Consider the following 13,157-nt stretch of genomic DNA (forward strand, 5'->3'; position numbering starts at 1 on the left):
TTTTACCGTGATGGATACCACACTACCCAAAGCCAATGAGGTCTCACAAGTGAAGATTGGCATTTATAGACTAAAGAACTAAGGTCGGAATATTGCCGTGTTGATGAGTATTATTGCGAAAAGCTGTTGTTATAAAAGTAAAAAAGGAGACCTTAGTCTCCTTTTATTTAGTCTATCCTATAAGCCGTCTTGGGCTCGGCGTTTCTTAAAATCTGACGCTTCGAGCCATTTTGGCCAGTCATCGTTGTTCGCCAGCTGAGTCAAAATATCACTTATAAGGGCTAAATCTTGTGATACGCCGCCAAGATCCCAGTTGGGATCGTAGTCATCGGCACCTTGATGATATTTATGGGCGATATAGTCGGGGTCGGTATCACCTAGGCTCATGAACATTAAGCCAGGTACGCCTTGCTTGGCGAGCGCAAAATGATCTGAGCGGAACATTAAGCCATTTTGTGGACGCGGATCGGCCTTAACCCTGCGACCTTGTGCTTTTGCTGCTTTGTCTAAGTAGCTTTCAAGCTCAGAGACGCCTTCCCCATAGCGTAAAATATAATCGACCCCTTTGCCGACATTCATGCCATCGATATTTAAAAATGACACCAATTGTTTCGTTGGAACGGGAGGGTGCTCAGCAAAATATTGCGCCCCAATCAGTCCCGTTTCTTCGGCAGTAAAGGCGGAAAATAGCATAGAACGTTTTGGCGCATCATCACCTTTTAGCCCTTTGAAGTGACGCGCAAGTTGCAATACGCCTGCGACACCAGAGGCATTGTCGACTGCGCCGTTGTAGATCCGAGTTTCACCATTATGACTCGTTTTACCTAAATGATCCCAGTGAGCATGCATCACTAACCATTCATCAGCTTGAGTGGTGCCAGGTAGCAGGCCTGCAACGTTGTAGGAGGTCGCCAGTTCAATAGTGTTATCTATTTTAAGATTGGCTTTGAGATTAAGTGCCATGGATTTAAAGCCCGGCTTTGCCGCAGTCAGTTTGAGCTGATCATAATCCAGTCCGGCAGCGTTAAATATTTTTTGCGCCACTTTATGCTGTACCCAACCCATGACACCGATATGTGAGCTGTTTTTGTTGTCATCGACCAGGGTGTATTTGGCGTTAGTATTACTGTTTTGCACCACATTCCAACCATAGGCCGCAGGGGCGGTTTCATGGACAATAAACACCGCCTTAGCACCTTGACGAGCGGCTTCCTCATATTTATAGGTCCAGCGGCCGTAGTAGGTCATGGCGTTACCTTTAAACACTTGAGGATCTTGAGTAGCAAACCCCGGGTCGTTCACCAGTAGTATTACCGTCTTGCCTTTTACGTCGATATTGGCGTAATCGTTCCAGTGATACTCGGGCGCATTGATGCCATAACCGACAAACACGACATCGTTATCTTTCAAGGAAACCTTAGGCTGGACCTGTTCTGTGCGAGCGGTAAATTCATCACCATTGTGAAACACCATATCGCCAATTTTCAGCTCCATGGATTGATCGGCGCTGATCTTGGCTATTGGCACGCTCTGGCGGTAACTGTCACCAAAGCCGGGTGCGAGTCCCATCGATTTATAGGCTTTCTCAAGGTAATCCACGGTCAACTTTTCACCATGAGATAGAGGGCCACGCCCTTCAAATTCATCGCTGGCAAGGGTTTGAACATCTTGGCGATAGCTTTGCTGGTCAAAATTAAATGGGGCGGCATGGGCGGCGGGCAAGAGTAACACGCCGAGTAGCCCTAATAAGCGAGAGGTATTCACAGGCGACTTCCTTCAATGATTATTATTGTTTAATTGCTTTATGTGTGATTTTTTAATGCATTGTAACTGCTATTCGCTTTGATAGTAATGGTGAATATGTGTTGAGCAAGCTTACTGGCAATAGCCTTTGGCACAATGCTGGTATTGTTTCTATTATCGATAGGTGTCAGTGCATGTGTCGAACCAAAACCTCACAGAACAAGATTAACCGTCAATGGAAGCAATGACGATAAGGGGGATAGCAATGCAGCGTTTAGGGACAATTGCGGCTATATTTTTCGTGGTCAGTTTTATATTGACAGGCTGCGCCAATGACAACAGTTTTGATCAAGCATTTTATAACGGTATGGTGCGAAATAGTGGATCTCGGGCGAGCAATCACGATAACCAAGTTAATCGCGATGATGTGAACGCGGGGCTAATCAATATGGTGATTCAAGGTTCCGCCGCTATCGAGCGTGACTAACATGTTTTTGATAATGTTTTCTGATTATTACTTGTCTCTTCTGTCGCCAATTAAGGTTGCAGGATTACCAGCAACAATGCCATAGTCGGGCACATCTTTGGTGACTATGGCTCCCATGCCAATTACGGCGTAGTCGCCAATAGTGACGCCATCGACAATCCCTGCCTGGGCACCAATCCACACATCCTTACCGATAGTGATACCTTGTGAATTCGACTTTTGTTGATAGATGGGGCTGTTAGGCGACATGCCATGATTAAAGGCGTAGATGGTGACATTGTTGGCGATACGGGTCTGATCGCCAATAACAATTTTTCCACTGCCACCATCTAATGAGCAGCCGTGATTAATCGCCACTTCATTACCTAGCACGATAGGACCATGCAAAAAACTGTCAGCGGCGAGCATACATTGATCACCAATAATGATGTCGCGCCCTGGCTCGGCAAATAGATGCGCCTGCTCGGCGATAAAACAATTGTTTCCGATGGACACGGTTTCTAGTGCCATCAACTGGCGCTGAATTTCATCTTGCCAAGGTTTGGCCCAGCTTAAATGCTTTGGCTTTAAGGAGAAGTAGAGCCAAGGCATATAGGCGAGGCGCTGTTTATGCTGCGCTTGGTAATCGATGTGCTCGGTCATAATTAACTATTCGCACCCGCATTCGAATCAGATTCAGTATCGGCAGTTGTTGTCAGCGTCGAAGGACGAATAGCTTCAACCACAATTTCCCCTTCAATTACTCGCCAAAGGATATCTAAATCATAGAGCGCGACCTGATACTGTTTGGGATCGACTTTCGCTTTCTTATAAGCAGGTCTTGGGTCTTGAGCCAGCACCCCTTCAATGATCTGCTGCAAATTGGGATAGTGGTTCTGCTCATAATTTGTCAGTTGCTGCTTTACATCATCAAAAAAAATGACGTTAGCGAGCACGGGCGCGTCATGAGCGATACCGCCTTCAGCATGACGAATGGCATCGGAGAAAGGAATGTAAGGTTTGATATCGATAATTGGGGTGCCATCGAGCAGATCCATCGCTGATATTTCTAATACGACTTTGCCTTTTTGCTGGTGGATCCCATGGAGCTTGACTACCGATTGACCAATGCCATTCGGGCGAAAGGTGGAGCGGGTGGCAAATACGCCGAGTTTTTCATTACCGCCTAGGCGAGGTGGTCTGACAGTGGTTTTCCAGCCCTGAGCTAGATTTTCATGAAAACTAAATAACAGCCAGATATGAGAGTATTGCTCTAAACCTCGTACGGTATCGATATGATTAAAGGGCGCTTGTAACTCAACAAAGCCACGGGCAGCGGTCACTAGTCCGGGTTGGCGAGGAATACCAAATTTTTGTTTATATGGGGTGCGGCAAATAGCCACCGCTTGAATTTCGCTGGTAAAGGTCATGCAAAGGGCTCAATTAACGTAGGGTAGCGTATTTACTTCGCATCTAAAGTTGGCGTCAGTATGGCTTGGCCAACGCATAATGCTCGTGTTACGCAGGCTTTAGTGGCTTCTTCAAGCATAACGCACTGTTTAACGATGAGACCGTTTGCGCCTTTTTGAGCGGCGGCTCGGCGAGCAATAGTGCGTGCATCTGCAATCGAGGCGGGCACGTCATTGGCACGTTCTTGGCAAGATTCACCTTCGACTAAGCCTTTTACTTCATAGGTTGTCGATGGCTGCATACCCTGTTGATATAAAACAACGTCACCCACTTTAAAGTAGTCATCTATGGCTTGTCCGCTTAAGTTGCTATTAAAAGCGTAGTCGCCGGCACAACCACTTAGCAGTAGCACTGTGATGGCAAGGGTTGTCTTTTTCATGGTATGGGCCTGTTTTGAGTTGGGCAGTAATATTGGTCATCAGGTGATGACCAATATTGGACTGTTTAGAATAGAAATTCTAACGCTTTAGGTACTTTTGATAAAGTTGTTGTTGACGATTATTGAGATCTATTTGGCGGCCATCAATAAACACGGCTTCGATTTTACTCGATAGTGGATCTAGGATGTCACCGGATGAAAGTAAGATGTTAGCTTTATAACCGACCGCTATCGCGCCCATATCATCGATGCCAAGGATTTTCGCCGCATCTAAGGTGATACTTTTAAGCGCCTCATCTTGGCTTAACCCATAGGCCGCCGCTTGACCTGCTGCAAAGGGAAGATTACGCGCGTTCCAGTCGGAGCTAAAGCCAAGGGCGAATGGTAGTCCTGCTTGTTTGAGTAAATTAGGCACTTTAAAGCTCATCTCTATTGGCTCATCTTTTCGCATCGGCAAGCTTAAGGTATGGGGGTAGATCACCGATGCGCCAATTTCATTAAGCTGCTCTGCAACGCGCCAAGCGTCATAACCGCCTACGATTACCAGCTTAAAGCGATACGGCGTGGTGATCGCAATCGCTTGTTCAATCTGCTCACTGCTATCGGCATGGATAAAGAGTTGCCCTTGCCCTTGATAGAGCGGCAGCATCGCCTGCCAGCGATTATCAATTTTGTCGATTTTGTTGGCATTAGCGGCGAGATAGTAGCGATAACCATCTTGCAGTGCTGATTTAATTGACTCTAGTTGTTGATGGTATTGCTTAAGTTGCTGCTGACGTTTTTCATCATCAATGGCTAAACGCCCCTGAGTGGGCCAGTAGAGATGGAACTGCTTTGGAGTGACAACTAATGCATCTTCTATCGTCCAACTATCTAATGAGACTAATGAGGATTGACCCGCGAGTGCGTTTCCTTGAGGCACCACTTGAGCATGGGTGATACCGTTGACGCGCACCGTTGGAATGATCTCTGAATCGGGATTAAATGCACTAACAGCCAGTAGTTGTGGGTTACTTTGACCCACTTCATAGCTGTCATTACTTGGGCGCATCATCTCAACCTCGACGAGGCCGATACTGGTGTTTAATGCAATTAATCCTGGATAAAGATGTTTGCCCGTTGCATCGATGACTTGGGCATCTTCGGTTGCGAGTTGGCTACCTATTTCGACAATGTTCCCCGCTTCAATTCGAACATCTGTGCTGGCGAGGACTCCATTAGTGACCGTGTGTACGGTTGCATTACTGATCACAATGGCTTGGTTTTGTGGCGCTGCCGGCACCATGTCATGAGCCAATAGTGAGGTGCTAATTAGGCTTAGGCCGATGGCTAAAGTTTGAACGAAATATCTCATTAGTTAGCCTCCCCAAGTAAACTGCGGTATTGTGCGTGGCTATTGTTTTTGTTGGATTTTTGAGCGTGGGAACGCTGTCGCCAAACATCATATTGGGTATCACAGTGCCACTGCGGTTCATTGTCTATTATTGGTGTTTCGCCTGGAACAGCGGGCTTGTCGCTGGTCAAGATAGCTTGGATCAGTGCGGCTCGTTCGGCTGTGATATCAGACTGCATTGCTTTATCTTTTGCCCTGTCGAAATAGCGTCTTCCCTCAATCCAGGTGCTGTCGACTTTTGCATATACAGAAAGAGGCGAGTGATCCCAGAGCACGATATCGGCTTGTTTGCCCGGCTCAATTGAACCAACATAGTCGTCGATCCCAAGCTGCTTCGCTGGATTAATGGTCACCATGTTCCACGCATCTACTTGGTTCATATCGCAGTACATTACTGATTTAGCGGCTTCTTGATTCAGGCGGCGCTGCATCTCATAGTCATCCGAGTTGATGCTGGTGAGTACCCCTTTATTGTGCATCAGGCAAGTATTTTGTGGAATGGCATCATACACCTCGAATTTATAAGCCCACCAATCTGAGAATGTAGATGCATAAGCGCCATGTTTGGCTATTTCGTCTGCAACTTTATAGCCTTCTAACACATGGGTGAAGGTACTGACTTTAAAATCATAAGCTTCCGCTAGACGGATAAACATCAAGATCTCCGATTGCACATAAGAGTGAATATGGATATCACGTTGTCCGTTGATGACTTCACTTATGGCTTGTAAGCGGTAGTTAGGTTTCGGTGCAAGCTGACGTCGTCTCTCACTGAAACGTAAATTATCGTAGGCTGTTAACGCTTTTTCATAGGCGATAGCCTCGTTGAAAGCCTCTTCAAATAGTGATTTAACGCCCATCCGGCTTTGGGGGAAGCGACGAGTGAAATTATCTCCCCAATTGCTCTGCTTGACGTTTTCGCCTAAAGCAAACTTTATGCTTGCGGGGGCTTGTTGGAATTTAATCCCTTCAGCATTTTCCCCCCAACGCATTTTTATCACCTGCGCTTGGCCGCCGATTGGGTTAGCGCTGCCGTGGAGTAACTGCGCAGTGGTTACGCCGCCAGCAAGGGCCCGATAAATAGCAATATCCTCTGGATTAAGCACATCACCGATACGAACTTCAGAGGTGACGGCGTCGGAGCCTTCATTCGTACCGCCATTGAGGGCGATATGGGAATGTTCATCTATAATGCCAGCGGTGATATGTTTGCCTGTTGCATCTATGACTTGGTAGCCAGAGGGAGTATTGATATTCTTGCCTATCTTTTCAATTTTTCCGCGGCTGATGAGTAAGTCACTATTTTCTATGATCCCTTGTTCCGCCGAGGTCCAGATAGTGGCGTTTTTAAGGTGGATTTTCTCTGTGTCGGGTTGACTGATCACACCGTAGGCAACGTTTGGTTGAGTCAGTTTAGAGACAAGCTGTTTTATTGGACGATCAGGTTTAATCTTTACCTCTTGCTCACTTTCAATCGCGACACCGGCTAGCAGATGTTGGCTATTGTCTTTGTCTAACATACGCCCATGAATACCTTGATCATCGAACCATAAGGTAAAACGATTGATGCCAGGATAACCGGCCTCACTGAGATCAGCGGTAAAGGTCAATCGCTGATTGGCATATGTTAACGCATTTAATGTGATCTCTTGTTCGCCGCTACTTAATATACCCGACAGTTTATCGCCTTGTGTCACCGTTAAATCTAAAGTTAACTCGCCCAGCGTGAGTTGGTAATTACTTGTTAGCCAATGCGTATCTCTGGGGATCAACTGGTTTTCTTGTCCCTGTAACCAGATACTTTCAATTTTACCTGACTCAAATAGATCACCATCTGCGATGACGAGATCAGCCATATAGCCAGCTTTGAGACGACCACTAATATCACTGATCCCAGCTATTTCAGCGGCTTCGGTTGTTAATGCTGCTAGCGCGGTTTGTTTGCTGAGTCCGGCATTAATAGCCTGTTTTAACCTAGGCCAAAAAGCGTCAGATTTTATTCCATGCATTGTTAAAGCAAAGGGGATTTTGGCGATTTCTAATGCATAAGGATTGGTTGGCGCACGTTCCCAGTGACGAAGTTCCGCTAAAGTGATATTACGTTCTTCGCCATCATCTTTGACATTGGGCGCAGCAGGAAAGTTAAGTGGTAAAATAATACTAAAACCTGACGCTCTAACTTCATCGATTCGAGCATATTCTCTTCCGTTACCTAATAGACTTCCTGATAGCTGATTTTCTTTCAGCAAGCTTGCAGCCCTTAAAAGGCTATTTAAATCTTTGGTTTCAAAAAGCGTTGATTCTTGTTCAATATTCTCCAAACGTTCAAGGGCGATATTAAACTCAATATTATCGACCGATGTCTTATCCAAGGATTTATCAATGTTGGCGTTATACCATTTGGCATCGGCGAGTGTTTGACGTATTAGCGCCATACTTCCCATAAGGGAGCTGGGATAATCTTGAATAGAACTGCCTTTATCGAACGCTAATAGATGATTTGATTTCGCGCGATAAATGATATCGTTGGCCTTTAATGGTGCTAGAGAAACCGTGGCGGCTCGTCCTCTAAATATTCCATCTAACATTCCTGTCTGCACACTAGTAAAACCATTGGTTAACCATGTTTTTGCCGAGTCTTCATTGGGGTAAACATAGTTAAACCACTCTTTTTCAGCATGAATTGCGCCATTTTCAGCGTTACCGCCCATGCGCTTAATTTCATATATTGGCGGAGCGACCTTTGGTTGATCATATTTAAATTCAATTGCATAGTCTGTGTAGGGATCAATAAAGCCTGGGTAAATCACCTTGCCTGTCATATCAATAACATAGGCATCGTCAGGTATTTGCTCATTAGTAATAATTGATTTTATTTTGCTATTTTCAATTAACAGCGTAGCTTGCTTAAGGATGTCCCCTGGTTCAACCATTAATGTCGCATTGGTTAAGGCTGTAATTTTGGGGGTATTATCAGTAAGTTGTGAGTTTGCTTCGGCGCTGAAGATGACCAGTGTTGCCATAGCAATACAAGCGGTTGCCGATTTAGAATGAATACACATAGGTTTGTTGATTTTGAGCTGAACTATTGGGATTGCTCAAGATTATCCTAATTTGTGAACAATTGCCAAGCGATGTAACTGGTATTGGTGGTAATGTGTTGCAGGTCTTATTGTTGCGGTTAACTTGCTGTGTTAATCCTAAAAAAAGCCAACTAAAAAAGTTGGCTTCATCAATATTCGTTAGGAAAGCTATTTAGCTTGCACTCATTTTATCTAAAGCATTTTAGATGAGAAATTCTTCTAGGCTACGGCCTTTATCTAATTCATTTTTAAATACTGTTGGAGTGCGACCTTGACCTGTCCAAGTGATGGTTTCTCCATCAACTTCAATTTTATATTTAGGTGGGCGAGGTGCGCGCTTTTTCTTTGGTACAGATTTAGTTGCAACAACACCTAAATCATCAACTGATAAACCAACGGCTTCCATTTGTTGGCGGATCTCTTCAATTTTTGCGTTACGTTCTGCCATTGCCGCATTTTCTTCTTCGGCTTGCTTAACTTTTTCAGTGATAATTTTTTCAAGTTTGACTGCTAACTCTTTTAAGTCATCAACTGATAACTCTTTAACCGCAGCTTTAAAACGACGACCATGGGTCAGAATATCTAGAAATTCGCTCATTTTAATAATTTCCTAGTGAGAATATATAGTAAATATGAATACGCGATTAATAATAGAAACTAATAACTTCTTTATCAAATGAATTAAATAATTATTTCGATATATGATGTAATTTTATATTTTCAAATAACAAATAGGTTGCATTCTCGTCACTAGATAAAGCCTAATTTTGTTACTTTTAGATTCTAAGATAACTTCCGCTCACTTGTTGTTGACGTTAACGTAAACAGAACGTAAAGTGGCACTAGTTTGTGATAGTTTTGCTATGCACTATTTTTATCCAGAATAAAGACGTAAGAAGGAAGCCTTATGAAAGTATTGGTGCCAGTTAAACGCGTCGTCGATGCAAATGTGAAGGTCAGGGTAAATGCTGACAATACTAGCGTCGATACCGCAAATCTTAAGATGGCGATAAATCCATTTTGTGAGATTGCTGTAGAAGAAGCGGTACGTTTGAAAGAAGCAGGTATTGTTACTGAGATAGTAGTGGCAACTATCGGCCCAAAAGCCTCCCAAGAACAATTGCGTACAGCAATGGCATTAGGTGCTGACCGTGGTATTCATGTGGAAACCGATGAAGAGCTCGCGCCGCTTTCTATTGCAAAGATCCTTAATGCGATTCAAGCCAACGAGCAGGCTCAGCTAATCATGCTGGGTAAGCAATCTATCGATGGTGATAACAATCAGACGGGTCAAATGTTGGCAGCGATTGCCGGTATGCCTCAAGCAACGTTTGCTTCTGAAGTGAAGGTCGAAGGCGATACCGTATTAGTGACTCGTGAAATTGATGGCGGTTTGCAAACCTTAAAGGTACCACTACCTGCGATTATTACGACCGATCTGCGTTTGAACGAACCTCGATATGCAAAATTACCTAACATCATGAAAGCGAAACGTAAGCCACTTGATACCGTGACTATCGATAGCCTAGGCGTGACACTTAAGCAGCACCAAAATGTGCTTAAAGTTACTCCGCCAGCTCAGCGTGAGGCTGGCGTGATGGTGGCTTCTGTTGAGGAGCTGGTTGAAAAGCTAAAAAATGAAGCGAAGGTGATCTAATGGCTATTCTAGTAATTGCAGAACATGATAATGCGAGTCTAAAGCTAGATACCGCAAAAGTGGTCGCTTGCGGTCAAGCGATTGGTGGTGATGTTGATCTATTAGTTGCTGGCGAAAACTGCGCGGCGGCAGTCGAAGCGGCTAAACAACTTAGTGGTGTACGAACTGTATTGGTTGCCGACAATGCGGCTTACGCTAATGGCATTGCGGAAAACCTGGGAGCCTTAGTGGTGTCTATCGCCAGTGATTACCAACATATCTTGGCGCCAGCTTCTAGCTTGGGTAAAGATGTGATGCCTCGCGTTGCAGCGCTGCTTGATGTTGCTCAGTTATCAGAAGTGGTTGAAGTCGTTAGCGAAGATACCTTCGTTCGCCCAATTTATGCTGGTAGCGCAATGGCAACGGTACAGAGTTTAGATCCTATAAAAGTGATGACAGTGCGTTGCAGTGCATTTGACTCTGTCGCCAATGATGGTGCGGCAGGTGTGCAAAACATCGATGGCGTGTTTACCAGTAATGTTGAGTTTGTATCGCAAACCTTGACTGAATCTGAGCGCCCAGACTTAGGTGCCGCTTCTGTTGTTGTTTCTGGTGGCCGTGCGTTAGGCAGTGCTGACAATTTTGCGATCCTTGAGCAGCTAGCCGACAAATTGGGCGGTGCTTTGGGTGCATCTCGCGCAGCAGTTGACGCGGGCTACGTGCCAAATGATTTGCAGGTGGGTCAAACTGGTAAGATTGTTGCCCCAGATCTGTATATTGCCGTTGGTATTTCGGGTGCAATTCAACACTTGGCGGGTATGAAAGACTCTAAAGTTATCGTGGCAATTAACAAAGATCCAGAAGCCCCGATCTTTCAAGTTGCGGATTATGGCTTAGAGGCTGATCTGTTTGAAGCCGTACCTAAGTTACTTGAACTTCTTTAGTAAAATGTAAACAGTTGGTGAGCACTTTGGTGTTTGCTTGAAACTTAGTGTGACGTGGGTCACATCGAGCGGCTTTGAGGTAGCATCCTTTAAGCCGCTTGTGTTTTTATGTGCGTCACGTTAACCGATAGTGAAATTGGTTGACGTCCTGAGACGTAGAGGTGCATTACATATAAGTAGTGTTCATTAGGGTGATGCCGATAAGTGAACATGAAAGGATTTGATGCCGAAGTGGTAAAGTTCATCAAGACTTGCTGCTGGGGCTGTTATCGAATAGAGGCAGCACTGCCATAGTGCTTTTTATCTGGAAGATAAAAAGAATGTATACTGACGCATGGTATCACTATGGAGCGCTACTGATAGGACAGGTGTAATATCTATGACTATATCCCACCAGTTCAGTTGCCCTCCATTCGTATTTTAACGAAGACGATATAAAATAATGACAACTTTGAGTTACGCCGATTCGGCGCTTTCTTTGCTACCTCCTGTGGTGGCAATTCTGCTGGCGATTTTTACTCGCCGAGTATTACTGTCTTTAGGGGTCGGGATCCTATTAGGCGCAATCTTTATTACCGATTATTCAATCACGGGGACTGGCCAGTATCTGGGTCAGAAGGTGGTTGGATTGTTCTGGGATGATGGCGCTTTAAATAGTTGGAACGTCTATCTGTTAGGCTTCCTTATTTTACTTGGAATGATCACTGCGCTTATTACCGTTAGCGGTGCAGCCAAAGCCTTTGCCGATTGGGCGCGTCAGCATATTCGCAATAAGCGAGATGCAAAACTGCTGACGATGTTTTTAGGCTGTGTGGTGTTTATCGATGACTATTTTAATAGCCTAGTGGTGGGGAGTGTCGCGCGCCCTCTGACCGATAGGTATTATATCTCTCGTAGTAAGTTAGCTTATTTACTGGATTCAACCGCCGCGCCTATCTGTGTTATCTCACCGGTTTCGAGTTGGGGCGCATATATTATTGCCCTGATCGGCGGTATCTTAACGACTCACGGCTTTACAGATACGGGTCATTTGAGTGTGTTTATTCAGATGATCCCCATGAACTTCTACGCCATTTTTGCCTTACTCTTACTGCTTTGTGTTGCGTTTATGGGACTGGATGTGGGCCCTATGCGTCAGCATGAACTTAATGCACAAAAAGGTAATCTGTATGATGAGTCAAAAGGCTTACCTCCTGGGGCGAATAGCGATCTGCCTGAAGCCGATTCGGGTAGAATAATAGGCCTATTTTTGCCTATTACTGTGTTGGTGTTTGCCACCATCTATTTCATGATTAGCAGTGGTGCCGATGCGCTGGCCGCCGACAGTCTGCCCTTTAGTGTGATTGGGGCGTTTGAGAAAACCGATGTCGCATCGTCACTTTTCTTTGGTGCGGTTATCGGGCTAGCATCGACGTTAGTTTTGGTGATAAGCCAAGGCTTAGATAAGGCTCTGGTCTTAAAAGGTATTGTTGCGGGTGCGCGTTCAATGTTACCTGCTATTTATATTTTATTGTTTGCCTGGACCATTGCTGGCGTAATTGGTCAGATGGAAACGGGTAAATATATGGCGAGCCTAGCAACGGGTAATATTCCATTTGCATTATTACCTGCGGTGTTATTCGTGTTAGCGGGATTAACCGCGTTTTCTACAGGCACCAGTTGGGGCACCTTTGGTATTATGTTACCGATCGCGGCAGACATGGCAATGGGCACTCATACCAATATGATGCTACCTATGCTCGCGGCTGTATTAGCCGGTGCGGTATTTGGTGATCATTGTTCACCCATATCGGATACCACCATTTTGTCTTCAACAGGGGCTAACTGTCACCACATTGACCATGTATTGACTCAGTTACCTTATGCACTGATTGTTGCAGGTATAAGTTTAGGTGGTTATACCGTGCTTGGGTTTACCGAATCACTTGCCGCTGGCTTAGCGACTTGTAGCGTACTGTTTGTGATTAGTATTTTTATATTGCGCCACAAGGCAAACCAACCGGTTAGCTAATATCTTTATACTAATTGGTATTAGATAATAAA

11 protein-coding genes and 1 riboswitch are annotated in these 13,157 nt (G+C 44.9%); of the genes, 4 read left to right on the forward strand and 7 right to left on the reverse strand.

Annotated elements, in window-relative coordinates; genetic code table 11:
- Window positions 1-177: 177 nt before the first annotated feature.
- The gene (locus K0I62_RS06240; protein ID WP_220070621.1) at window positions 178-1,764 is read right to left on the reverse strand and encodes a M28 family metallopeptidase; all 1,587 of its coding nucleotides are present in this window, start codon (window positions 1,762-1,764) and stop codon (window positions 178-180) included.
- Window positions 1,765-1,978: 214 nt separating this feature from the next.
- Here K0I62_RS06240 and K0I62_RS06245 point away from each other — a divergent pair, with 214 nt between their 5' ends.
- Window positions 1,979-2,230: a hypothetical protein gene (locus tag K0I62_RS06245; RefSeq protein WP_220070622.1), complete on the forward strand. Its 252-nt coding sequence runs from the start codon at window positions 1,979-1,981 to the stop codon at window positions 2,228-2,230.
- A gap of 27 nt (window positions 2,231-2,257) precedes the next feature.
- On the opposite strand, the gene K0I62_RS06250 is transcribed toward K0I62_RS06245, so the two are convergent.
- The 6 genes from K0I62_RS06250 to K0I62_RS06275 form a co-directional block, all read right to left on the reverse strand.
- Window positions 2,258-2,872 (reverse strand): acyltransferase, encoded by a 615-nt coding sequence (locus K0I62_RS06250; protein WP_220070623.1) that lies wholly within the window; start codon window positions 2,870-2,872, stop codon window positions 2,258-2,260.
- A gap of 2 nt (window positions 2,873-2,874) precedes the next feature.
- The gene (tsaA, locus tag K0I62_RS06255; protein WP_220070624.1) at window positions 2,875-3,639 is read right to left on the reverse strand and encodes a tRNA (N6-threonylcarbamoyladenosine(37)-N6)-methyltransferase TrmO; all 765 of its coding nucleotides are present in this window, start codon (window positions 3,637-3,639) and stop codon (window positions 2,875-2,877) included.
- A gap of 32 nt (window positions 3,640-3,671) precedes the next feature.
- On the reverse strand, window positions 3,672-4,058 hold the full coding sequence (gene rcsF, locus K0I62_RS06260; RefSeq protein WP_220070625.1) for an Rcs stress response system protein RcsF: 387 nt from the start codon (window positions 4,056-4,058) through the stop codon (window positions 3,672-3,674).
- A gap of 79 nt (window positions 4,059-4,137) precedes the next feature.
- Entirely contained in the window at window positions 4,138-5,412 is a 1,275-nt protein-coding gene (locus K0I62_RS06265) for an amidohydrolase family protein (RefSeq protein ID WP_220070626.1), read from the reverse strand.
- Window positions 5,412-8,513 carry an amidohydrolase family protein gene (locus tag K0I62_RS06270; RefSeq protein WP_220070627.1) on the reverse strand — a complete coding sequence of 1,034 codons (3,102 nt, stop codon included), beginning with the start codon at window positions 8,511-8,513 and terminating at the stop codon, window positions 5,412-5,414. The genes K0I62_RS06265 and K0I62_RS06270 overlap by 1 nt, the downstream gene beginning before the upstream one ends.
- Window positions 8,514-8,736: 223 nt before the next feature.
- Window positions 8,737-9,132, reverse strand: coding sequence for an H-NS histone family protein (locus tag K0I62_RS06275; RefSeq protein WP_220070628.1), 396 nt, complete (start codon window positions 9,130-9,132; stop codon window positions 8,737-8,739).
- Between the two features lie 309 nt (window positions 9,133-9,441).
- On the opposite strand from K0I62_RS06275, the gene K0I62_RS06280 reads away from it, so the two are divergent.
- The 3 genes from K0I62_RS06280 (at window position 9,442) to K0I62_RS06290 (ending at window position 13,125) form a co-directional block, all read left to right on the forward strand.
- A complete protein-coding gene (locus K0I62_RS06280; protein WP_220070629.1) occupies window positions 9,442-10,191 on the forward strand; it encodes an electron transfer flavoprotein subunit beta/FixA family protein in 750 nt (249 codons plus the stop codon).
- Complete coding sequence (locus K0I62_RS06285) at window positions 10,191-11,114, forward strand: electron transfer flavoprotein subunit alpha/FixB family protein (RefSeq protein ID WP_220070630.1); 924 nt, start codon at window positions 10,191-10,193, stop codon at window positions 11,112-11,114. Before K0I62_RS06280 ends, K0I62_RS06285 begins: the two co-directional genes overlap by 1 nt.
- A gap of 148 nt (window positions 11,115-11,262) precedes the next feature.
- A riboswitch (Lysine riboswitch) is annotated at window positions 11,263-11,478 on the forward strand.
- Between the two features lie 78 nt (window positions 11,479-11,556).
- Complete coding sequence (locus K0I62_RS06290; protein WP_220070631.1) at window positions 11,557-13,125, forward strand: Na+/H+ antiporter NhaC family protein; 1,569 nt, start codon at window positions 11,557-11,559, stop codon at window positions 13,123-13,125.
- The last annotated feature ends 32 nt before the right edge of the window (window positions 13,126-13,157 follow it).

The organism is Shewanella psychrotolerans (assembly GCF_019457595.1).
Taxonomy (GTDB): domain Bacteria; phylum Pseudomonadota; class Gammaproteobacteria; order Enterobacterales; family Shewanellaceae; genus Shewanella; species Shewanella psychrotolerans.

Excerpts from the sequence above, each read along its gene's own strand:
- K0I62_RS06290 (WP_220070631.1), top strand. The coding sequence starts at position 11,557 with ATGACAACTTTGAGTTACGCCGATTCGGCGCTTTCTTTGCTACCTCCT.
- K0I62_RS06280 (WP_220070629.1), top strand. The coding sequence starts at position 9,442 with ATGAAAGTATTGGTGCCAGTTAAACGCGTCGTCGATGCAAATGTGAAG.
- K0I62_RS06245 (WP_220070622.1), top strand. The coding sequence starts at position 1,979 with ATGGAAGCAATGACGATAAGGGGGATAGCAATGCAGCGTTTAGGGACA.
- K0I62_RS06250 (WP_220070623.1), bottom strand. The coding sequence starts at position 2,872 with ATGACCGAGCACATCGATTACCAAGCGCAGCATAAACAGCGCCTCGCC.
- K0I62_RS06275 (WP_220070628.1), bottom strand. The coding sequence starts at position 9,132 with ATGAGCGAATTTCTAGATATTCTGACCCATGGTCGTCGTTTTAAAGCT.
- rcsF (WP_220070625.1), bottom strand. The coding sequence starts at position 4,058 with ATGAAAAAGACAACCCTTGCCATCACAGTGCTACTGCTAAGTGGTTGT.
- K0I62_RS06265 (WP_220070626.1), bottom strand. The coding sequence starts at position 5,412 with ATGAGATATTTCGTTCAAACTTTAGCCATCGGCCTAAGCCTAATTAGC.
- K0I62_RS06285 (WP_220070630.1), top strand. The coding sequence starts at position 10,191 with ATGGCTATTCTAGTAATTGCAGAACATGATAATGCGAGTCTAAAGCTA.
- tsaA (WP_220070624.1), bottom strand. The coding sequence starts at position 3,639 with ATGACCTTTACCAGCGAAATTCAAGCGGTGGCTATTTGCCGCACCCCA.
- K0I62_RS06270 (WP_220070627.1), bottom strand. The coding sequence starts at position 8,513 with ATGTGTATTCATTCTAAATCGGCAACCGCTTGTATTGCTATGGCAACA.